Source organism: Micromonospora citrea (genome assembly GCF_049629545.1).
In the GTDB taxonomy this organism is placed as follows: Bacteria; Actinomycetota; Actinomycetes; order Mycobacteriales; family Micromonosporaceae; genus Micromonospora; species Micromonospora citrea_A.
Genome location: NZ_JBNADX010000019.1, coordinates 25,991 through 47,737, shown reverse-complemented (window position 1 = coordinate 47,737; position 21,747 = coordinate 25,991). Strand labels below are relative to the sequence as shown.

General features: G+C 74.0%; 18 protein-coding genes. 8 read left to right on the top strand and 10 right to left on the bottom strand.

The window, feature by feature from the left end; genetic code table 11:
- Positions 1-70: 70 nt before the first annotated feature.
- The 6 genes from ACPFP2_RS20325 to ACPFP2_RS20300 all read right to left on the bottom strand — a co-directional run bounded on the left by ACPFP2_RS20325 (position 71) and on the right by ACPFP2_RS20300 (position 8,322).
- Positions 71-928, bottom strand: coding sequence for a spermidine synthase (locus tag ACPFP2_RS20325; RefSeq protein WP_424090746.1), 858 nt, complete (start codon positions 926-928; stop codon positions 71-73).
- Positions 928-1,896, bottom strand: a complete 969-nt coding sequence (locus ACPFP2_RS20320) for a hypothetical protein (protein ID WP_424090745.1) — start codon at positions 1,894-1,896, stop codon at positions 928-930. Before ACPFP2_RS20320 ends, ACPFP2_RS20325 begins: the two co-directional genes overlap by 1 nt.
- A 73-nt stretch (positions 1,897-1,969) precedes the next feature.
- Positions 1,970-4,444, bottom strand: a complete 2,475-nt coding sequence (locus tag ACPFP2_RS20315; RefSeq protein WP_424090744.1) for an AAA family ATPase — start codon at positions 4,442-4,444, stop codon at positions 1,970-1,972.
- Positions 4,444-5,592, bottom strand: coding sequence for an exonuclease SbcCD subunit D (locus tag ACPFP2_RS20310; RefSeq protein WP_424090743.1), 1,149 nt, complete (start codon positions 5,590-5,592; stop codon positions 4,444-4,446). Before ACPFP2_RS20310 ends, ACPFP2_RS20315 begins: the two co-directional genes overlap by 1 nt.
- A gap of 12 nt (positions 5,593-5,604) precedes the next feature.
- Positions 5,605-7,353 (bottom strand): ATP-binding protein, encoded by a 1,749-nt coding sequence (locus ACPFP2_RS20305; RefSeq protein WP_424090742.1) that lies wholly within the window; start codon positions 7,351-7,353, stop codon positions 5,605-5,607.
- A 183-nt stretch (positions 7,354-7,536) separates the two neighbouring features.
- On the bottom strand, positions 7,537-8,322 hold the full coding sequence (locus tag ACPFP2_RS20300) for a pyrimidine reductase family protein (protein WP_424090741.1): 786 nt from the start codon (positions 8,320-8,322) through the stop codon (positions 7,537-7,539).
- Between the two features lie 150 nt (positions 8,323-8,472).
- Between ACPFP2_RS20300 and ACPFP2_RS20295 the strand changes: the two genes are divergently transcribed.
- The 6 genes from ACPFP2_RS20295 to ACPFP2_RS20270 all read left to right on the top strand — a co-directional run bounded on the left by ACPFP2_RS20295 (position 8,473) and on the right by ACPFP2_RS20270 (position 15,081).
- Positions 8,473-9,018, top strand: coding sequence for a plasmid pRiA4b ORF-3 family protein (locus ACPFP2_RS20295; protein ID WP_424090740.1), 546 nt, complete (start codon positions 8,473-8,475; stop codon positions 9,016-9,018).
- A 270-nt stretch (positions 9,019-9,288) separates the two neighbouring features.
- Complete coding sequence (locus tag ACPFP2_RS20290; protein WP_424090739.1) at positions 9,289-10,581, top strand: ABC transporter substrate-binding protein; 1,293 nt, start codon at positions 9,289-9,291, stop codon at positions 10,579-10,581.
- Positions 10,582-10,694: 113 nt separating this feature from the next.
- Positions 10,695-11,663, top strand: a complete 969-nt coding sequence (locus ACPFP2_RS20285; protein WP_424090738.1) for a carbohydrate ABC transporter permease — start codon at positions 10,695-10,697, stop codon at positions 11,661-11,663.
- A gap of 10 nt (positions 11,664-11,673) precedes the next feature.
- Positions 11,674-12,516 (top strand): carbohydrate ABC transporter permease, encoded by an 843-nt coding sequence (locus ACPFP2_RS20280; protein ID WP_424090737.1) that lies wholly within the window; start codon positions 11,674-11,676, stop codon positions 12,514-12,516.
- Positions 12,513-13,946, top strand: coding sequence for a GH1 family beta-glucosidase (locus tag ACPFP2_RS20275; RefSeq protein WP_424090736.1), 1,434 nt, complete (start codon positions 12,513-12,515; stop codon positions 13,944-13,946). Before ACPFP2_RS20280 ends, ACPFP2_RS20275 begins: the two co-directional genes overlap by 4 nt.
- An 88-nt stretch (positions 13,947-14,034) precedes the next feature.
- On the top strand, positions 14,035-15,081 hold the full coding sequence (locus tag ACPFP2_RS20270; RefSeq protein ID WP_088978122.1) for a LacI family DNA-binding transcriptional regulator: 1,047 nt from the start codon (positions 14,035-14,037) through the stop codon (positions 15,079-15,081).
- Positions 15,082-15,170: 89 nt separating this feature from the next.
- On the opposite strand, the gene ACPFP2_RS20265 is transcribed toward ACPFP2_RS20270, so the two are convergent.
- Entirely contained in the window at positions 15,171-16,316 is a 1,146-nt protein-coding gene (locus ACPFP2_RS20265) for a phosphotransferase family protein (protein ID WP_424090735.1), read from the bottom strand.
- 149 nt (positions 16,317-16,465) lie between these two features.
- On the opposite strand from ACPFP2_RS20265, the gene ACPFP2_RS20260 reads away from it, so the two are divergent.
- Together ACPFP2_RS20260 and ACPFP2_RS20255 are read left to right on the top strand one after the other, a co-directional pair.
- The gene (locus ACPFP2_RS20260) at positions 16,466-17,167 is read left to right on the top strand and encodes an amino acid-binding protein (protein WP_424090734.1); all 702 of its coding nucleotides are present in this window, start codon (positions 16,466-16,468) and stop codon (positions 17,165-17,167) included.
- Between the two features lie 88 nt (positions 17,168-17,255).
- The gene (locus ACPFP2_RS20255; protein WP_424090733.1) at positions 17,256-18,359 is read left to right on the top strand and encodes a GNAT family N-acetyltransferase; all 1,104 of its coding nucleotides are present in this window, start codon (positions 17,256-17,258) and stop codon (positions 18,357-18,359) included.
- Positions 18,360-18,519: 160 nt separating this feature from the next.
- On the opposite strand, the gene ACPFP2_RS20250 is transcribed toward ACPFP2_RS20255, so the two are convergent.
- From ACPFP2_RS20250 to ACPFP2_RS20240, 3 genes are all read right to left on the bottom strand, one after another.
- Positions 18,520-18,924, bottom strand: a complete 405-nt coding sequence (locus ACPFP2_RS20250) for a VOC family protein (protein WP_424090732.1) — start codon at positions 18,922-18,924, stop codon at positions 18,520-18,522.
- A 24-nt stretch (positions 18,925-18,948) separates the two neighbouring features.
- Positions 18,949-20,514 (bottom strand): aldehyde dehydrogenase family protein, encoded by a 1,566-nt coding sequence (locus ACPFP2_RS20245; protein WP_424090731.1) that lies wholly within the window; start codon positions 20,512-20,514, stop codon positions 18,949-18,951.
- Between the two features lie 355 nt (positions 20,515-20,869).
- Positions 20,870-21,622 carry an LPXTG cell wall anchor domain-containing protein gene (locus tag ACPFP2_RS20240; RefSeq protein ID WP_424090730.1) on the bottom strand — a complete coding sequence of 251 codons (753 nt, stop codon included), beginning with the start codon at positions 21,620-21,622 and terminating at the stop codon, positions 20,870-20,872.
- Positions 21,623-21,747 lie beyond the last annotated feature (125 nt).

Genomic DNA, 21,747 nt, shown 5'->3' with positions numbered 1-21,747 from the left:
TGCTGTCCAATGACATCAGCGGGCCCACGGGGAGGGCCGCCCCAAGATACGTGCGGGCCGGCCCGACGGATCAACGGCGTACCGAAAAAATTCCGGGCGGCGGCGGGGTGGAGTCGACGGCGTCCGCGTCGTGGACGACCGGCGCGCCACCGGCGAACCGGTCCAGCTCCGCGCCGGCCACCACCCGACCCGGGAACCAGTCCCCGGCGGCGCGGCGGGTCAGCTCCGGCACCGGCGGCTCGACCCGGCCCGCGACGAGCACCAGGTTGCCGTACCGCCGCCCGCGCAGCACCGCCGCGTCGCCCACCAGGCAGGCGCGCGGCAGCACCTGGCGCACCGTGGCGACCTGGGCGCGGGCGTGCCGCAGCGGCGGGCCGTCGGCGAGGTTCGCCAGGTACCAGCCGGACGGGGCGAGCACCCGGGCCACCTCGGCGGCGTACTCGACGCTGGTCAGGTGGGCGGGCGTGCGCGCGCCGGCGAAGACGTCGGCGACCACCACGTCGTACGCGCCGTCGCGGGTGGCGGTCAGCGTGGCGCGGGCGTCGGCGATGCGCACCTTCAGCCGGGGGTCGGCCGCCCAGGGCAGCTCCCGGCGGACCAGCTCCACCAGCGCGCCGTCCACCTCGGACACCCGCTGGGTGGACCCCGGGCGGGTGGACTGCACGTACCGGGGCAGGGTCAGCGCGCCCCCGCCCAGGTGCAGCACCCGCAGCGGCACGCCGGCCGGGGCGAGCAGGTCGAGCGCCGCGCCGAGCCGGCGGACGTACTCGAACTCCAGGTGGGTCGGGTCGTCGAGGTCCACGTGGGACTGCGGCGCGCCGTCCAGCAGCAGCGTCCACGAGCGGGAGCGGTCCGGATCGGGCACCAGCTCGGCCCGGCCGGTGTCGACCGGCACGACGACCCGGTCGTCGCCACGGCGGCGGCCCATCAGCGTCGCGCCCCGCGACCCCGGGTGGCCATGGTCAGCGCCCGGTGCAGCAGCCGGGCGTCGCCCAGCAGCGCGCGCAGCCGCCGCTCCAGCCCGGCGATCGGCACCAGGTTCTGCGGGGCGCGCGGGTCCTTGTACGGCGAGGAGGCGAACCGGGGCAGGGTGACCAGCGACAGGTCGGCCAGCGCGATCGCCTCCTGCGGCGGCAGCTCCGCCGAGCACTCCATCCGGACGATGCCGGCCCACGGCGCGCCGGCCGCGACCGGCAGGCGCAGATACCACGACCAGCCGCCCCAGGCGGTGCCGAGGCGGAACACCGGGGACCGCTCGCCCGGCCCCAACCCGGTCACCACGGCGGTCAGCCGGGCGTCGAGGTACTGGCTGTGCTGGGTCTTGATGTAACCGAGGGTGCGTGGCAACTGCCGGCGGGCCCGCAGCGGCCCGTCCACCACGAGCAGGTCCCCGTCGGTGCGGGCGGCGTCGGAGACCGCCACCTCCAGCGCGGTCAGCGGCGCCTGCACGGCGGCGGGCAGCTTGCTCAGCTCACCCGCCCCGCCGACCCGGTGCACCGGGTAGCGCACCCGCCCGCAGACCACCTCCTCGGCCGACGGGCTGGCGGTGAACAGGCCCCGCCCGACCTTCGCCCCGGCCAGCTCCGCCGCGCCGCGCTCCAGGTCACAGCGGACCACCCCGGCGGCGTACGAGGCGGCGATGCCGGGGAACGAGGCGCCGTCGTCCTCGGCGGTCCAGACGCTGGCGTCGATGCGGCGTACCCCGTCGACGAGCAGCACCACGTCCGGCGCGCGCAGACCCGGGCGGGGACCGATCGCCCGCCAGTCCACCGCGGGCAGTTCGACGTCCGCGTCGACCTGGGCGCTGCTCGGCGCGGCCGGCCCGCCCGGGGCCGCCTCGAAGGACGCGCCGTAGGACGGGTCCCAGGCGTCCACGAAGAGCCGCGGCCCGGTCACGTCGTCTCCGTCCACGCCGGGCACCGGTCCGCCGGCCCGACGTCGCCCGCCACCAGGCGGCCCCGCCGCGCCGTCACAGGCCGGTCCGTTCGACGCGGGCCGTGCGGGCGTCCTTGCGGACCTCGTAGCGGACCGGGATCCGCTCGGCCAGCGCCGGCACGTGGGTGACCACGCCGACCATCCGGTCGCCCCGGGCGGCCAGACTCTCCAGGGTCGCCGCCACGGTGTCCAGGGTGGCCGCGTCCAGCGTGCCGAAGCCCTCGTCGAGCACGATCGACTCCAGGCTCGCCGCGGTGGTGGACATCCCGGCGAGCTGCTCGGACAACGCCAGGGCCAGGGCCAGCGACGCCTGGAACGTCTCGCCGCCGGAGAGGGTGCGCACCGCCCGGCGCAGTCCCGCGTCGTGGTGGTCGACCACGAAGAACTCGCCCTTGTCGTGCACCAGGTCGTACTGGCCCTGGGAGAGTTCGCGCAGGATCCGGGAGGCCCCGTCGACCAGCAGGTCCAGTGCCTCGGCCAGCAGCCACCGCTCGAAGTTGTTGGCCCGCAGGTGCCCGGCCAGCGCCCGGGCGGTACGCGCCCGCCGCTCGTGCTCGGCCCGCTGCTCGCGCAGCTCACCGGCCTGCTCGCGGCGCTCCTGCAACCGCCGCCGCTCCGCCTCCGCCCGCTCCGAGGCCACCGCGACGGCCCGGACCGGGTCGTCGTCGGGCGGCAGCCCGGCGGTGGCGAGCAGCCCGGCGATCCGTTCCTCGACCGCCGTGGCGGCCGCCTCCGCCTCGGCCACCGACGCGGCCAGCCCGACCCGCTCGGCGTGCCGCTGCCGTACCTGCTCGCCGGCCCACCCGACCAGGGTGGCCCAGGCGCCCGCCACGTCGTCGCGGTCGGCGGCCGGCGGGCCGAACCGGGCCAGCCCGTCGCGGGCGGTGTCGAAACCCCGCCAGGCCGCGCGCAACCGATCCTCCGCCGTGTCCCGCGCGCCCCTGGCCCGGCGGGCGGCGTCGCGGCCGGCCCGCACCGCCGCCGCGGCCTCGTCGAGGGCCCGGCGCAACCGGGCGTGCTCGTCCAGCGCCGCGCGCAGCGCGGCCGGCGCGGCGGCCCCGGCGAGCTGGCCGTCCAGCTCGGACAGCCGGCCCGAGAGCTGGTCGGCGCGGGCGCGGGCGTGGACCAGCACCCGCTCCAGGTCCCGCGCGGCCGCGTCCCGCTCCTGCACCAGCGCCTGCGCGCCCTTCGTGGCGGCCCGGGCGGCCTTGCCGGCGGCGGTCGCCGCGGCCACCGCCGAGCCCGCCGGCACCGCCGGCACCAGGGCCACGGTCTGCTCGCAGACCGGGCAGGTCGCGCCGTCGGACAGGTGCGCCCGCAACGCGACCGCCTGGTCGGTGGCCTTCGCCTCCTCGTGGGCGCGGAACGCCGCCTCCAGGTCGGCCTCCGCCCGCGCCGCGGCCTCGCGGGCCGCCGCCAACGCCGCCACCGCCGCCTCGTGCTCGGCCTGCGCCGCGCCGACCGCCGCGCGGACCGTCTCGGCCTCGCCGGCCAGCCGCTCCCGGTCGCCGTGCGCCCGCAGCAGCAGCCGCAGGGTGCTCTCGTCGCCGGCGGCGGCGAGTTCGCCGCGCAGCTTCTCCTCACGCTCCTCGGCCAGCGCCACCGCGGCCGCCGCCTCCTCGGCCGCCGCCCGCGCCGTGGCCACCGCGCGGGCCACCTCGGCCACCCCGTCCGGCGCACGCACCCCGGCCAGCCCGGCCAGGTCGGCGTCGAGGGCGGCCAGCGCCGCCGTCGCCTCGCGGGCCGTCGCCCGCGCCCGCTCCCGCTCGGGTACGGCGGCGGCGACCGCGCCGGACAGCTCCCGCATCCGCTCGACCTGCGCGGTGGCGGCCGCCAGCGTCGCGTCGTCGACGTCGGTCAGCCCGGCGAGCATCCGGTCGACCGCCTCCAGCTTCGCCTCGGCCTGCCCGGCCCGCTCGGTGGCGCGCTTCTGCACGTCCTCGTAGACGCCGAGGCCGAGCAGGTTGACCAGGATCTGCTGCCGGGTGGCCGGCTTGGCGTGCAGGAAGTCGGCGAACTGCCCCTGCGGCAGCACCACGCAGGAGGTGAACTGCTCGTACGGCAGCCCGACCGCCTCCAGCACCGCCTGCTCCATCTCGGCCGGGGTGCCGGCGACCACCTCGCCCAGGTCCTCCGGGCTCAGTCCGGTGTCGAGTTTGGTGACGTCGAAGCCGGGTGGCATGAGCTGCAACCCGGCGTTGGCGGTCTTGACGTTGCCCCGGCCGTCGCGGCGGACCACCCGGGTGGCGACGTAGCGGTCCCCGGCGGACTCGAAGACCAGCCGCACCCGGGCCTCGGTGGCCGACGGCGCGAGCGCGTTGGCCAGCCCCCGGGTCCCGCCCCAGCGGGGCACCGTGCCGTACAGGGCGAAGCAGATCGCGTCCAGCACCGTGGACTTGCCGGAGCCGGTCGGGCCGACCAGCGCGAAGAAGTCGGCGTCGGTGAAGTCGACGGTGGTCTCGTCGCGGAAGACGGTGAAGCCCGCCATGTCCAGCCGCATCGGGCGCATCAGCGGTCCACCTCCTCGAAGAGCTCGTCGAAGAGTTCCCGCACCCCGTCGTCGTCGTGGCCCCGACTGTCCAGGTAGTCGGCGAACAGCTGGCGCGGGGAACGGCCGGCCCGCTGCGCCATCCGGGTCCCGCTGCCGGGCGCGGGCACCAGCTCCGGATCGATCCGGATCTCCAGCGCGCGGGGGAGCAGCTCCTGCACCTCCTCGCGCAGCCCGGCCCGGGGCTGCTCGCGGACGAAGACGCGCAGCCAGCCCTCCGGCGGGGTGGCCTCGGCGAGCTGGGCCAGCGTGCCCCGGACGGTACGCAGCGGCACCGCCGCCGGCACCGGCACCTCGCGTACCTGGGCGGCGGTGCGGGCGGTCACCTCGACCAGCGTCACCGAGGGGACGTTCTCCTGCTCGCCGAAGTCCACCGCGATCGGGCTGCCGCTGTAGCGCACCGGGCAGGGCCCGATCACCCGCTGCGAGCGGTGCAGGTGGCCCAGGGCCACGTAGTGGGCGGTGCCGGGGAAGACCGTCGCCGGGACGGCGTAGCCGAGCACGGTGTGCGCGTCCCGCTCGCCGCCGCCGGTGCTCGCCCCGACCACGGTGAGGTGGGCGGTGACCAGGTGCACCCGGTCCGGCTCGGTGAAACCCTCGGTGAGTCGGGTCAGCACCCGACCCAGGTGGTCGGCGTACGTCTGGGTCGCCTCGGCGGCGGTCAGCTCGTACATCTCCACCGCGCGCACGGCGTACCGCTGGGACAGGAACGGCAGCGCGGCGAGCTGCCAGCGTTCACCGTCGCGGGTCACCCCGTCGATCACGTGCTCGGCCGGACTGGCCAGGACGCTGCCGCGCAGGGTGATGCCGGCCGCCTCGGCCCAGGGGCGCAGCGCGTCGAGGGCCTGGCCGTTGTCGTGGTTGCCGCCGATCGCCACCACGTCCGCCCCGGTGCGCCGCAACGCGGTCAGCGCCCGGGTGACCAGCCGGGTCGCCTCCGGCGTCGGGGCGGCGGTGTCGTACAGGTCGCCGGCGACGATCACCAGGTCGGGACGTTCGGCGACGGCGATCTCGATGACGTTGGCGAGCACCTGCTTGTGCTCGTCGACGCGGGACTGCCCCTTGAGCACCTTGCCGACGTGCCAGTCCGAGGTGTGCAGGATCTTCATGGTGACCAGCCCCTAGAACGGGATGTCGTCGTCGGACGAGCCCGAGCCGACCACCGCGAACGGGTCGGCCGACTGGGTGATCGAGCGCAGCGTCTGCGACGGCGGCCGGCCCGCCTCGGAGACCCGGGTCGCCCACGCCGGGAAGGGGAACTCCAGGCAGAGCGGGACCGGGATGTCCGGCTGGTTGACGAACATGGTGCCCGGCTTGGCCAGCAGCGCCCGCTGGCGCTGGGCCGGCGGGAGGAAGCCGTACTCCGGACGGGACGCCTCGGCCGGGTCGAGCCGGCCGACCACCCGGATCGCCGAGTTGGTCACGATGCGCCGCTCCACCTCGCTCGCCGTCTGCTGGGCGCCCACCAGGATCACCCCGAGGGAGCGGCCCCGCTCGGCGATGTCGAGCAGCACCTCCTTGATCGGGGAGGAGCCCTCGCGCGGGGCGTACTTGTTCAGCTCGTCGAGGACGACGAAGAGCAGCGGCTTGGCGGTGCCGGCCTTCTCCTTGCGCTCGAACTCGCTCTTGAGCGTCACACCGACCACGAAGCGCTGCGCGCGGTCGGGCAGGTTGTGCAGGTCGACCACGGTGACCTGGGCGCTCTCGGCGGTGTTGATCGAGTGCGGGCGGCGGGTGGCCAGGTCGCCGCGGATCAGCCGGCCCAGGTCCTTCTTGCTGCCGATCAGCCGGCGGGCGAAGGCGTTGACCGTGCCCAGGCCGACCGCGCTGCCCGCCCAGTCGCCCCGGGTCTCGTCGTCGTTGAGCTGCTCGACGATGTGGTCGACCAGGTCGGCGTACGACCCCAGCCGGGTGCCGTCGAGGCTCACCCCGCCGTCGGCGGGCTGGGCGTACCGGGCGAGGTGGGCGGCGACCGAGTGGACGACCATCGTGTACTGCTGGCGCTCGTCGTCGGCGTCGGCGAAGACGTACGGCAGCAGCCGGTCGGCGCAGAACTCGCTCAGCGTCCAGTAGAAGCTGTCCACGCCGGTGAGCCGGCTGCTCACGTCCGGGGTGCCGGAGGAGTCGCCGACCCGGGGCGGGGCGTAGACCCGCACGTCGGGGAAGGCCCCGGCGTCCAGCCCGAGCTTCGCGTACGCCGCCCGGGTGGGGTCGTCGAGCCGAGCGTTGGGGTGGTCGAGGAAGAGCAGGTCCTCGCCCTTGACGTTGAAGATCAGCGCCTTGGCGTTGACCGCGTCGCCGCCGAGCACCCCGGAGCGGAAGACCGAGTAGAGCAGGAAGGTGGCGAAGCTGGTCTTGGTGGCCACGCCGGAGATGCCGGAGATGGAGACGTGCGCGCCCCGGCTGCCGTCGAGGAAGTCGGCGTTGAGGTAGACCGGGACGCCGTCGCGCCCCATGCCCATCGGGATCCGCCGCTCCATCCGGTCGAAGTGCAGCGCCCGGGCCCGGGCGTCGCCCTCGGCCCGGTACACCGCCGCGCCGGGAGTGGGCGGCACGTAGAGCTCCGGGTCGACCCGGGTGGTGGTGACCTCGGCCGCCTCCTGCACCTGGGCGGGGAGGGTGCCGTCGGCGATGGCGAAGACGTCCGAGTCGAACTGGGCGCCCTCGTGCCGCGCCCGGACCTGGGTGACCACCCCGGCGATGGTCACCGGCTCCCGGTCGGGCAGCTCGCGGCGGGTGACCACCACGTCGTCGAGCTGCAGGTAACTGTCGGGGGAGACGGCCGTCCAGAAGGTCAGCGGGGTGGCGTCGGCGGTGCCCAGCACGCGGCCGACCGCCTCGCCCGGGCCGTCGAGCAGGTCGTCGGTCATCGGGGGACTCCGGTCAGCTGCTCGTCTCGGTCAGGGCGCACGCCCTGCATCCTGCCCGAGGTGTACGACAGGTCGCCACGCGACGCGGCGGACGCCACCCCGGCTCGTCCGATGTCCTCGCGGCCGGTCACCGACGGGTGACGCCGCGTGCCCGCGCCCGTCGCCGTGTCCCGGGCCGGGGCGTCAGGCGGCCGGCGCGGATCCGGCGGGCGTCGCGGCGTTCTCGTCGCGGGCGTGGCGCAGCATCAGCACGCCGTCGTCGGCGGCCAGCACGTGCCGCAGCGGCAGGTGGCGTGCCGCGCCGGCCTCGCCGGCGGTGATCCGCCCCGGGCCGGCGCCGGCGAGCAGCGGCGCGACGGTCAGGCAGAGTTCGTCGACCAGGTCCGCGGCGGTGAGCGCGCCGAACAGGTGCGGGCCGCCCTCGCAGAGCAGCTGCCCGAGCCCTCGACGGCGCAGCTCGGCCAGTCCGGCGGCGAGGTCGACCGTCTCCGTGCCGAGGCGGACCAGGTCGACCACGTCGGTGAGCCCGGCCGGCGGGGTGGCCGTCCCGGTGGTCAGCACGATCGGCCGCACCGGCGCGTCGGCGAACGCGGCCTGGGCCGGGTCGAGCGCCAGGGAGCCGGAGACCACCACCAGGGTGGGGTACTCGGCCAGGCCGTGCTCGCGTCGCCAGGCCCGGCGCGGTGCGCTCAGCCGCACCGCCCGGTAGCCCTCGTGCCGCAGCGTGCCGGCGGCCACCACCAGCCCGTCGCAGAGCATCCGGAGCAGGCCGAAGACCCGCTTGTCCGGCTCGCCGGAGAGCCCGGCGGAGTAGCCCTGGAGGGTGACCGCGCCGTCCAGGCTGGCCACGAAGTTCACCCGCAGGCGCGGACGCTCGGCGCGGCCGTAGAGCGCGGTCAGCTCCGCGTCGTCCAACGGCGGGGAGGCGGGCGCCGGCCAGATCCGGCGGATCGGCATTCCGACGCTCATTCGCCGGCCGGACCGGTGACCGGAGGGGTGGGTCCGGGGGTACGGTGCTGACAGTCGCACCACTTCCGGCCGGGGCAGCGGTCGTGCCGCCGGTCCCGGCAGGCTCGGCAGATCATGCCGGCAGCCTATGCGGTGGAAGGAGGGGGCAGCATGCCACGTCAGATCTTCCAGCTGAAGATGTCCCTCGCCGGGGTGCGCCCGCCGATCTGGCGGCGGGTGCTGGTCCCCGGCGGCTACACCCTGGACCGGCTGCACCGGGTGGTGCAGCACGCCATGGGGTGGCGGGACTGCCACCTGCACTCGTTCGAGGTCGACGGCACGCAGTACGGCGAACCCGACCCGGACGGCGAACTGTCGCTCCGCGACGAGCTGGACAGCCGCCTCGACGCGGTGCTCGGCAAGGGCAGCCGGTTGCGTTACACGTACGACTTCGGCGACTGGTGGGAGCACGACCTCGTGGTCGAGGACGCCTTCACCGCCGAGGTGGACGAGCGCTACCCGGTCTGCCTGGACGGGGCGCGGGCCTGCCCGCCGGAGGACGTCGGCGGCCCGTCCGGCTACGCCGTGCTGTTGAGCGCGCTCGCCGATCCGGCGCATCCCGAGCACGAGGCGATGCGGGAGTGGGTCGGGCCCGGCTTCGACCCGGAGGTCTTCGAGCCGGGCCGCGCCAGCACGCTGCTGCGTCGCTTCTGCTGACGCCGCGCCGGCACGCTACTGGCCGCTGCTGCTGAGGCCGCACCACACGGGGCACGGGAAACGCCATCGGCGGTAACGATCTGGGAACGCTCCCAATGGTCTATTGACACCCCTGTCACCTCCCGGCAATCTCATGGGAGCGTTCCCACGGGCGTGGTGCGGGTCACCCCGCAGTCGCCCGTCGACCGGCACCGCCGGCCCGGCGCGGGAGCGCGAACAGCACCCCCCACCACACCCAAACCCAGCCTCACCACTGAAAGAGGGGTCAGGATGAGCGTCACCACGCGGCGTACCCGCCTTGCGGCCGCCGCCCTGGCCGCAGTGACCGCACTCGGCGGTCTCGCGGCCTGCGGCAACGACGACGACGCCACGGAGTCCGGCGGCAAGCCCGCCAAGCTGGTCGTGGACACCTTCGGCGAGTTCGGATACGACGAGATCGTCAAGCAGTACGAGAAGGACACCGGCATCAAGGTCGAGCTGCGCAAGACCGCGCAGCTCAACGAGTACCGCCCGAAGATCGTGCGGGCGCTCGCCACCGGAAAGGGCGCGGCCGACGTCGTCGCCCTGGAGGAGGGCATCCTCAACGAGTTCAAGGCCAACCCGGCGAACTGGGCCGACCTCGGCCCGCTGGTGTCCGACCACAGCAAGGACTACCTGCCCTGGAAGTGGGAGCTCGGCAAGGCGCCGGACGGCCGGCTGATCGGCCTGCCGACCGACGTGGGCTCGCTGGCCGTCTGCTACCGCCGTGACCTGTTCGAGGCGGCCAAGCTGCCGACCGAGCGGGACCAGGTCGCGGCCCTCTGGCCGGACTGGAACGCCTTCATCGAGACCGGCAAGAAGTACCGCGCCGCGACCGGCAAGGGCCTGCTCGACTCGGTCACCACCGCCTCCAGCGCGGTGATGTTCCAGCAGGGTGGCGACCTGTTCTACGACAAGCAGGACAACGTCGTCGCCGACAGCAGCGCCTCGGTGAAGGCCGCCTGGGACACCGCCATCGCGATGGCCGACGCCAACATCACCGCCGAGACGGCCACCTGGTCGCCGGAGTGGTCCGCCGGCTTCAAGCAGGGCACCTTCGCCGCGACCTTCTGCCCGTCCTGGATGCTCGGCATCGTCCAGGAGAACTCCGGGCCGGAGAACAAGGGCAAGTGGGACGTGGCGCCGGTCCCCGGCGGCGCGGGCAACTGGGGCGGCTCCTGGCTCGCCGTGCCGACCCAGAGCAAGCACCCGAAGGAGGCGGCGAAGCTCGCCGAGTACCTGACCAACGCGCAGAACCAGGTGGCGGCGTTCAAGGCCAAGGGCCCGCTGCCGACCAACCTGGAGGCGCTGAAGAACCCGGAGTTCCTCGCCTACACCAACGAGTACTTCAACAACGCGCCGACCGGCAAGATCTTCGGTGACAGCGTCGCCAAGATCCAGCCGCTGCACCTCGGCCCGAAGCACCAGGCGGTGAAGGAGAACGCCTTCGAGCCGGCGCTGCGGTCGTACGAGAACGGGCAGTCGCCCAAGGACAAGGCCTGGGAGCAGTTCACCAAGGACGCCAAGACCCAGGGCGCCTTCTGATCACTGACCCACCACCGGCGGTGGCGTCCGGGTCTCCCGGGCGCCACCGGCGGCGTCCCGTTCCACGTACCGCCCGCCTCACCGGCCCCGCCGGCGCCGGGAAAGGACACCGCATGAGCCTGTCGGCCACGAGCGCGCCGCCGTCACCGGCCGCGCCGCCGCCCCCTCCCACCCGGCGCCGGAGCCGGGCGTTGACGCTCAACCGCCTCGACCTCAAGATCTCCCCGTACCTCTACATCGCCCCGTTCTTCGTACTGTTCTCGATCTTCGGGCTCTACCCGATGCTCCGCACCGCCTGGATGTCGCTGCACGACTGGAACCTCATCGGCGAGCACAGCTTCATCGGGTTCGACAACTACACCCGGCTCTTCACCGACGAGTACTTCTGGAACGCCACGGTCAACACGTTCGGCATCTTCCTGCTGTCGACCATCCCGCAGCTGCTGCTGGCGCTCTTCCTGGCCACCCTGCTCAACCGCACGTTCCTGCGTGCCCGCACGTTCTTCCGGATGGCCATCTTCATGCCGAACGTGGTCTCCGTCGCGGCCGTGGCGATCGTCTTCGGCATGCTCTTCCAGCGCGACTTCGGCCTGTTCAACTGGCTGCTCGGCCTGGTCGGCGTCGACCCGGTCGACTGGGACGCGCAGAAGTGGAGCTCCTGGACCGCCATCTCGTCCATGGTCAACTGGCGCTGGACGGGCTACAACACGCTGATCCTGCTCGCCGGCATGCAGGCGATCCCGAAGGACCTCTACGAGGCGGCGGCGATCGACGGGGCCAGCCAGTGGAAGCAGTTCTGGCGGATCACCCTGCCGATGCTCACCCCGACCTTCGTCTTCGTGGTGACCCTCTCCACCATCGGTGGACTCCAGCTCTTCACCGAGCCGCTCGTCTTCGCCAACGGGAACATCATCGGTGGGGACCAGCGCGAGTTCCAGACGCTGGCGATGTACATGTACGAACTGGGCATCGAGAACCTGAACACCGCCGGGTACGGCGCCGCGGTGGCCTGGGCGATGTTCGTGATGATCGCCCTGGTCTCACTGGTGAACTTCCTGCTCGTCCGCCGTACGGTCAAGTGAGGAGCGACCCGTGAACTCGGCTTCCCAGCGCCTCTGGCGCACCAGCCCGCTGATGTACGTGGCACTCGTGCTGGCGGTGCTCTTCTCGATCTATCCCTTCTACTACATGGTGGTCATCGCCACCCGCAGCCTGGACTCGATCAACGACGTGCCCCCGCCGTTCACCCCGGCCGGCTCGTTCGGCGACAACTTCGGCCGGGCGCTCGACAACGAGGCGGCGAACTTCCTCACCGGTCTGGTCAACTCGCTGATCGTCTCCACGGTGGTGACCGTCTCCGTGGTGATCACCGGCTCGCTGGCCGGCTTCGCCTTCGCCAAGCTGCGCTTCCGGGGCCGCAACATCCTGCTGCTGGCGATCATCGTGACCATGATGATCCCGACCCAGCTCGGCCTCATCCCGCTCTGGGGCATGATCCAGGACTTCGGCTGGTACGACACCCTCTACGCGGTGACCGTGCCCTTCCTGGTCAGCGCGTTCGGGGTGTTCATGATGCGGCAGTACGCCACCCAGGCCATCTCCGACGAGCTGATCGAGGCGGGCCGGGTCGACGGGGCCAGCACCTTCCGGATCTTCTGGAACATCGTGCTGCCCGCGCTGCGCCCGGCCGCCGCCGTGCTCGGCCTGCTCACCTTCATGGAGACCTGGAACTCCTACCTCTGGCCGTACGCCGTGCTCACCCCCGAGAACCCGACCCTGCAGGTGTCGCTGGCGTTCCTGTCGTACGCCTACTACACCGACTACTCGCAGGTGTTCGCCGCGACCGCCGTCGGCACCGTGCCGTTGGTGCTCGTGTTCATCCTGTTCGGCCGCCAGATCATCGGCGGGATCATGGAAGGTGCCGTCAAGTCGTGAGCAACCCGAGCCATCCGCCCGCAGTCGGCGTACTCGACCAGGGGCCGGAACTGACCTTCCCGCCCGGCTTCCTGTGGGGCGCGGCGACCGCCGCGTACCAGATCGAGGGGGCGGCCACCGAGGGTGGCCGTGCCCCGTCGATCTGGGACACGTTCAGCCACACCGAGGGGCGGGTGATCGGCGGGCACACCGGGGACGTCGCCTGCGACCACTACCACCGGATGCCCGACGACGTCCGGCTGATGGCCGACCTGGGCCTGAAGTCGTACCGGTTCTCGGTGTCCTGGCCGCGGGTGCAGCCGGGTGGCTCGGGTCCGGCCAACCCCGAGGGCCTGGACTTCTACCGGCGGCTCGTCGACGAGCTGCTGGCGAACGGCATCGAGCCCTGGCTGACCCTCTACCACTGGGATCTGCCCCAGCCGCTGGAGGACGCCGGGGGCTGGCCGGCCCGGGACACCGCGGGCCGCTTCGCCGACTACGCCCAGCTCGTCGCCGACGCCCTCGGCGACCGGGTGAAGTACTGGACCACGCTCAACGAGCCGTGGTGCTCGGCGTTCCTCGGCTACGGCTCGGGGGTGCACGCCCCCGGCCGCTCGGACGGGGCGGACGCGGTCCGCGCCGGCCACCACCTGATGCTCGGGCACGGCCTCGCGGTGCAGGCGCTGCGCGCCAGCCGGCCGCAGGCGCAGCTCGGCATCACGGTCAACCTGTACCCGGTCACCCCGGCCAGCGACGCCCCCGGCGACGTCGACGCGGCCCGCCGCATCGACGCGCTGGCCAACCGGTTCTTCCTCGACCCGGTGCTGCGCGGGTCGTACCCGGCCGACCTCGCCGCCGACCTGCGGGAGGTCACCGACTTCGGGCACGTCCGCGAGGGCGACCTGGCGGTCATCTCCACCCCGCTGGACCTGGTCGGCGTCAACTACTACAGCCGGCACGTGGTGGCCGCCCCGGTCGAGGGGGCGGAGCCGGAGAAGTACTGGCGGGCGCCGTCGTGCTGGCCGGGCAGTGAGGACGTCCGGTTCGTCACCCGTGGCGTGCCGGTCACCGACATGGACTGGGAGATCGACGCCCCGGGCCTGGTGGAGACGCTGCGCCGGGTGCACGAGGAGTACACCGACCTCCCGCTGTACGTCACCGAGAACGGCTCCGCCTTCGTCGACACGGTGGCGGACGGGCGGGTCGACGACGTCGACCGGCTCGCCTACTTCGACGCCCACCTGCGGGCTTCGCACGAGGCGATCGAGGCCGGGGTACCCCTGCGGGGCTACTTCGCCTGGTCGCTGATGGATAATTTCGAATGGGCCTGGGGTTACACCAAGCGGTTCGGCATGGTCTGGGTCGACTACGACACCCAGGCCCGTATCCCCAAGTCCAGCGCCAGGTGGTACGCCGAGGTGATCCGACGCAACGGTCTGGCCGCACAATAGGCGAAGGCCAGCAGCTTCCGGGCGGTCCCGCCCCCGTACCCCCTCCCCGGGGTGGTGGCGGGCCCGCCCGACGTCGGAGGAGCAGACGATGACAACGCAGCGCACCCGGTCGCTCGGGCGCCCGACACTCGACGCGGTCGCCGCCCGCGCGGGTGTCGGCCGCGGCACGGTCTCCCGGGTGGTCAACGGCTCACCCCAGGTCAGCCCGGAGGCCCGGGCCGCCGTCCAACAGGCGATCGCCGAGCTGGGGTACGTCCCGAACCGCGCCGCCCGGGCCCTGGTCACCCAGCGGACCGACTCGGTGGCCCTGGTGGTCTCCGAGTCGGGGGAGCGGGTCTTCACCGAGCCGTTCTTCGCCGGCATCGTCCGGGGCGTCAGCTCCGGGCTGCTGGAGACGCCGTTGCAGCTCTGGCTCGCCATGGTGCAGTCCCCGATCGAGCGGGAACGGGTCGAGCACCACCTGACCAACCAGCACGTCGACGGGGTCCTGCTGCTCTCGCTGCACGACTCCGATCCGCTGCCCACGCTGCTGGAGGAGCGGGACCTGCCGACCGTGCTCGGCGGTCGGCCGGCGCGCATGCTCCAGCCCGGGGCCCGGCCCTCGTGGTTCGTCGACGTGGACAACGTCGGCGGCGCCCGGCAGGCCGTCGAGCACCTGGCCCGCCGGGGGCGGCGGCGGATCGCCACCATCGCCGGCCCGCAGGACATGGGCGCCGGCCTGGCCCGCCTCGCCGGCTACCGCGACGCCGTGCGGGCCGCCGGGGCCGAGGTCGACCCCCGGATGATCGTGTACGGCGACTTCAGCGAGGGCAGCGGCGCGGCCGGGATGCGTCGGCTGCTGGAGGTCTGCCCCGACCTGGACGCCGTCTTCGTCGCCTCCGACCTGATGGCGTTCGGCGCGTTGAAGACGCTGCGCGAGGCGGGCCGCCGGGTGCCGGAGGACGTGGCGGTGATCGGCTTCGACGACGCCCCGGTGGCCCGGCAGGCCGACCCGCCGCTGACCACGGTCTTCCAGCCGGTGGAGGAGATGGGCCGGCAGATGGCGCGGCTGCTGGTGGCCCGCATCCGGGGCGAGGAGATCCCCAGCCCGCACATCCTGCTCGACACGCAGCTCATCCACCGCGCCTCCGCCTGACCCCGGTCGGGCCGGCGGGCGGTGGTCGTCGCGGGCTCAGGCGGTGGTGGACCGGCGGCGCGGCCCGGCCACGTCGTACCCGAGGTTCGTCACTTCTCCCCGGCCGCCTGCAGGCCGTGCTCGACCAGCGGCGCGACCATCTCGCCGATCCGGTCGAAGCCGCCACCGAGGGTCTGCCCGAGGGTGTGCCGGTAGTGGATGCCCTCGCAGATCACCGCGAGCTTGAAGCAGCCGAGCGCCACGTGCCAGTGCAGCGGCCCGACGTCGACGTCGCTGCGCCCGGCGTAGCGCTCGATCAGCTCCGCCCCGGTGGGGAACCCGGCGCGCGGGCCGATCCCGTCGGCGACCGGGTTGCCGGCGGCGAGGTCGCTGTCGCCGAGCACGTCCCAGTAGGTGAGCAGCAGCCCCAGGTCGGCCAGCGGGTCGCCCAGGGTGGCCATCTCCCAGTCGAGCACGGCGCGTACCGAGACCGGGTCGACGGTGGCGAGGAGGTTGTCCAGCCGGTAGTCGCCGTGCACGATCCGCCCGGCGTTCGCCCCCTCCGGGACGCTGCCGGCCAGCAGGTCGCGCAGCTCGTCGATGCCGGGCAGCGGACGGCTGCGGGACCGGTCGAGCTGCCCGGCCCAGCGGCGCACCTGCCGGCCCAGATAGCCCTCGGGGCGGCCGAAGTCCGCCAGCCCCACCTCGGCCGGATCGACGCTGTGCAGCGCGGCGAGGGTGTCCATCATCGCCAGGGCCAGCTCGCGCCGTCGCGCGTCGCCGAGCGGGTCGGTCTGGGCGCGGCTGCGGAACACCTCGCCGGGCACCCGCTGCATCAGGTAGAAGGGCGCGCCGATGACGTCCGGGTCGTCGCAGAACAGCAGGGCGGCGGGGACCGGCACCGCCGTCGGGGTCAGCGCCGAGATCACCCGGAACTCGCGGGCCATGTCGTGCGCGGTGGCCAGCACGTGGCCCAGCGGCGGGCGGCGCAGCACCACCTCGTGCCCGCCTGCGCGCAGCAGGTAGGTCAGGTTGGACTTGCCGCCGGCGATCAGGGTGGCGGTCAGCGGCGCGCCGGCCAGCTCGGGCCGGTGGGCAGCCAGGTAGCCGGCGAGCCGGTCGAGGTCCAGCCCTTTCGGGGAGCCGCCCCGCGCGCCGGCGGCGTCCGCCCCGGTGGCCGGGGGATCGGTGGGGGACACGGCGGGGGAGGCCGGAGAACTCCCAGGCCGGAGCGCGTCGACGGCCGGATCGGTCATCCGAATAGTTGATGGCAGCTCAGCTTTGTTGTCAAGGTCGGATTTTCCGCTCGGGACATGCCAGCGAAACGGGGGCGAAATGGTCAGCCGGCAGGCTGGTGCCCAGCCTGCCGGCCGTCATGGTCGGCCCGCCGAGCGGAGGGACTGACATGTTGCTGAGAGTTCGGGTGACCCTGCCGGACCGACCCGGCACGCTCGGCCAGGTGGCCCGCACGCTCGGCGTCTCCGGCGCCGACATCGTCCAGGTCGTCGTCCTGGAACGGCTCGGCGGGCGGGCGGTGGACGACTTCACCGTCGTCTGGCCGGGCGCCGCCCGGGTGGAGCGGCTGCTGGCCGGTCTGGCCGCCATCCCCGGGGTCCGCGTCGACGGGGTGTGGCGGGCGATCGGCGCGCCGACCGCCACCGGCCAGGACGCCGAACTGCTCGCCCAGATCGCCGCGAACCCCACCGACGGGGTCGCCACCCTGGTCGACGCGGTGCCCGGCCTGCTCGGCGCCGACTGGGCGGTGGCCGCGGTGGTGCCGCTGGACTGGGCCTCGCGCGGCGGCGGCGGGACGGCGACCGTCGGGCACGCCAGCTGGCGGGCGCCCGAACCGCCCCGGCTGCCCGAGGTGACCCCGTTGCGGGCCCGGGCGCTGACCGGCGTCGACGGCAGTCACTACGCGGTCGCGCCGTTCGGGCGGGCCGGTCTGGTGCTGGTCGTCGCGCGGGACCACACCGAGCCGCTCACCGCCGCCGCGTTCCACGCCACGGAGGTGGACCGGCTGGCCCAGCTCGTCCGGGCCGGCGCGGTGATCCTCGGCGACCGGCTCGACCTGGTCGGCCCGCCGACGGTGACCAGCGTCACCTGAGCTGGGGCACCGGATCCCGGGGTGTCACCGCCGGGCAACGACGTGGCAACAGCCGCCCGGCAGTGTCGTAGCGGGGAAGGGAGTGGACATGGCGTTGTGGCGGATCCGAGCGACGGTGGACGACCGGCCGGGTTACCTGTCGGTGCTCACGGCGAGCCTCGCCCTGCGCGGGGTCAACATCCTCACCGTGCAGGTGCACACCACCGAGGCCGGGGCGGTCGACGACTTCCTCGTCGACGCGCCGGACGCGCTCGGCGAGGCGGACCTGGTCGCCGCCGTGGAGCGGGGCCGGGGGCGGGACTGCTGGGTCGCGCGCAGCGAGGCGCGCGGCCTGGTGGACCAGCCGACCCGGGTGCTCGGCCTGGCGGCCCGGCTGGTGCGGGACCCGGAGGCGACCGGGGAGGCGCTGCGTGCCCTGCTCGGCGCGGACGAGGTGACCTGGCGGCCGGCGCCGGCCGGCCCGAGCGGTGGGGTCGGCGCGTCGACCATGCTGCTCGCCGACCCGGTCGGCGGCGCGTACGAGCTGCGCCGGCTTCAGCCGAGCTTCACCCCCGCCGAGTACGCCCGGGCGCAGGCGCTGGTCGAGCTGGCGGGCGGCGTCGCCCGCCGGGACGCCGACCGGGTGACCCTGGTGCTGCCCGACTCGTCCGAGACGGTCGTCCGCCCGGCGACCGTGGACGACCTGGCCGGCGTGGTGGAGCTGCACGAGGCGTGCTCGGCGCGCAGCCGGCAGCGGCGTTACCTCAGCGGGGCGGGGTGCCCGCCGCCGGGCCGGCTGCGCCGGTTGTTGGACCCGGTCCGGGGGGTCAGCCTGGTCGCGACGGTCCCCGGCTCCGGTGCCGCGGCGGAGTCGGTCGTCGCGATGGCGAACCTGCTCGGCGAGGGGGACGAGGCGGAGGCGGCCCTGCTGGTACGGGACGACTGGCAGCGGCGCGGTCTCGGCTCGGCGCTGCTGCGCCGGCTGCTCGGTCACGCCGAGCGGGCCGGGTACGCCGCCGTGCTGCTGCACGTCCACGCGGAGAACGCCCCGATGTTGCGCACCGTACGCCGGCTGGGCCGGCCGGCCCCGGTCGAGCGGGACGGTTCCCTGCTGACCGTGACGGTGCCGCTGACCACCCGCGCCGCATCGGCGAACCGGCTCGGGCCGCCCCGGCGGGCCGACGCGACCGCCCGGGCGCGGCGGAGGGGCTGAGCCGACGGACGGCGCGGGCGGGGTGACACCGGTCCGCGACCGCGTCGGGGACTGCTCCACGTCACCCGGCGCTGACGGCCGGCCTCCGGTGCGGTGGACGGCACGACGGCAGGGCCCCGGTGCGGGGGCCCTGCCCAGGTCCGGGCCCAGGACACCCGCCCTAACCGAAGTGGTCTCCGGCCCGCCGGTGGCCGGAGACGCAGAAGCGGTTCCCCTCCGGGTCGGCCAGGACGACGTAAGGCCGCTGGCCGGGCTCCGGTTCGGTGGGGTAGTGCCGCCAGTCGACCCGTCGCGCGCCCAGCCCCACCAGCCGGTCCACCTCCTCGTCGAGGTCCCGGTCCCCCGCGTCCAGGTCCAGGTGGACGCGGGGGAACTCCTCCGGCGGGCTCTGGCTGACGTCCATCGCGATCGCCGTGCCGGGCACGCCGGGCTGCGGTTCGAGGACGATCCACTCGTCGCCGTCGTAGCGGGGCGGCCGTCGGACGTAGCCGAGGGCGGCGGCCCAGAAGCGGCTGGCGCGTCGGTCGTCGGCGACACCCAGGGAGATCTGTTCGATCATCGACATCAGCGGATGCTAGCCGCCCGGGGGTCAGGTCGCCGGGTAGCTGCTGTAGTCCGGGAAGTTGCCGTAGAGCCGGCCGTCGCCGCCCTGGGTGACCGCCTGCACCAGCAGGTCGCCACCGACGAAGGCGCCCTTCCAGGAGGCGCCCCGGCCGCCGAACGGCTCGTCCCGGTCACCCCGCGAGCGGGGCTTGTTGATGCCCACCTTGAACGCCTGCAGGTCGACCGCGAGCTTGCCGGCCAGCTCCTCGTCGTCGCAGGCGAGCGAGGCGACCAGAGCGCCGTTGGAGGCGTTCATCGCGGCCAGCAGCTCGTCGGTGGTGTCCACCACCACGATGGTGTCGACCGGGCCGAACGGCTCGGCGTGCATCAGCCGGGACCGGCCGGGCGGGGCCAGCAGCACCGCCGGCGCCACGTACGCGGAGGTGTCCTGCCCGTCGAGGAAGGGCGCCCCGTCGAGCTTGCCCCGATGCAGCGGCACCGCGCCGTGCCGGACCGCGTCCTCGACCTTGCGGCGCAGCTCGTCGGCCTTGGCGGCGCTGATCAGCGGGCCGAAGTCCAGCTCGGGCAGCGGGTCGCCGGCCGAGTGGTCCGCGCCGACGGCGAGCGGGTGTCCGAACCGGACCGAGCGCACCACCGGCAGGTACATGTCCAGGAACTCGTCGACCAGGTCGCGCTGGACGACGAAGCGCGGGTACGCGGTGCAGCGCTGCTTGCCGTACTCGAAGCCCTTCTTCAGGTGCGCGGCGAGCGTGTCCCACTGGGAGAAGTTCCACACGCCCCAGGCGTTGAGCCCCTCCTGCTCGATGAAGTGCCGCTTGTCGGTGTCGAGCAGCGCCGCGGCGACCTTTCCACCGTTGGAGCGCCCGCCGACGAACGCCACCGCGCCGATCTCGGGCGCCCGGACCAGGACCTCGGAGAGTTCCTCACCGCTGCCGGAGAGCAGCGTGGCGGGCAGCCCGGCGCGGCGCATCAGCGCGTGCGCCACGGTCAGGCAGACCGCGCCGCCCTGCGAGGGGGTCTTGGCGATCACCGCGTTGCCGGCGAGCAGTTGGACCAGTTCGGCGTGGACCAGCACGCTCATCGGGTAGTTCCAGGAGGCGATGTTGCTGACCGGGCCCGGCAGCGGCTCCCGCCCGTCGGCGAGCATCCGGTCGATCTCCTCGACGTACCAGCGGACGCCGTCCAGGGCGCGGTCCACGTCGGCGCAGGCCAGCCGCCAGGGCTTGCCGATCTCCCAGACCAGCAGCAGGGCGAGCAGGTCGCGGTGCGCGGTGAGGGCGTCCAGGGCGTCGGTGACGCGGGCCTTGCGCTCGGCGAGCGGCGTGACGGCCCAGTCGCGGTGCGCGGCGGCGGCGTGGGTGACCGCGGCGCGGGCGGTGTCGGCGTCGAGTCGGGCGATGTTGACCAGGACGGTGTTGTCGACCGGGGTGCGTACCGGGCTCGGCGTGCCGGTCGCCCGCCACTCGCCGGAGAGCAGGTTGTGCAGCGTGGTGACGCCGTCCGCCTCGGGGCCGAAGGCCTCCGGCACGGCCGCCACCGCGCGGGCGAGGGTGTCGGACCAGGCGGTGCCGTCGGCGAGTCGTAGAGCCATCGCGTTCTCCTCAGTCGACCGGGGGGAGCGGCGGCGTCGATGGCACCGCTGGTGTGGCGTACTGTCGCGCGCGGCTGAGCGGGGCGGCAACAGTACGTTCGTATGTCAGGACGCGAACGCTGCCACCCACCGTCTGTTGCCCCACCGTGGAGTCGGAGGTCGAGGCTCTGAGCTGCGCAAATGCGCGCCAGCAATCGAAGAGCATCGATGGTGTGATGAATGCCCGTCCGTCGTCTGCACGGGTTACCGGTCGGTACGGCGTGGCTCTGGCGCCGGTTCGCGAGGCGCGCCCCGCCCGCGACGCGAACCGGCCGCCGGAGCGGGCTCCGACGGCCGGTGGTGTCGCGGTCTGCGATCAGCTGGTGAAGGTGATCCGGTCCCGACGACGCCGCAGCGCGGTCAGCGCGACACCGCCACCGATCAGCACGAGGCCGGTCACGGCGATGCCCGTGGTCGCCACACCGGTCAGCGGCAGCTCGCCGTCGCCGCCGCCGGAGCCGCCGGTGCCCTCGGACGGGGAGGTCGACTCGCTCGGGCTGCCCGACTCGCTCGGGGTGTCGGACTCACCCGGGGTGGGGGAGGTCGAGGTCGACGGGCTCGGCGACGCGGTGGTCGACGGCGTCGGGCTCGGGCTCTGCGACGGGGTGCCGGGGCAGGTGTGGCTCAGGTTGAACTTGCGCGCCTCGCCGCTGATCACGGCGCTGCCGTCGACCAGGGTCCAGCCCGCCGGGGTGAAGACGTAGGCGTGGATGACGCGCGGGTTCTTGCCGCCGGTGGAGTAGAGGAAGTCGGGGTAGGCGTCCGAGGCGTCCGGAACCTTCACCTCGACCTCGGTGGTGCCGTCGGTGTAGGTCAGGGTGAGGGTTTCGAAGCTGCCGGACTCCTTGCCGCCGGGCAGCACGAAGTGCCAGCCGTCCTGGTCCGCGGTGCGGCCTTCGAAGCGCTCGTCCTCGCAGTTCTGCGTGGGGAAGTCCGCCGCCGTCGAACCCTTGTGGGCGGTGTGCAGCGGGATGGTGCTCGACGCCCACGCCGGGGTGGCGAAGGCGAGGAGGGCCGTGGCGGCAGCTGCGCTGAAGGCCGCGCGCGCCACGTGCCGACGCTGTGGCATGAGGAATCCTCCGAGATCGGTAGAGGGGACGGCACATGATCCCACGAGCGGTATTCGTGTACGGCATCGGACGATCGGCCTGAGCTGGGACGACGTGCCGGAGGCAATCCGAGAATCCGGTCGAT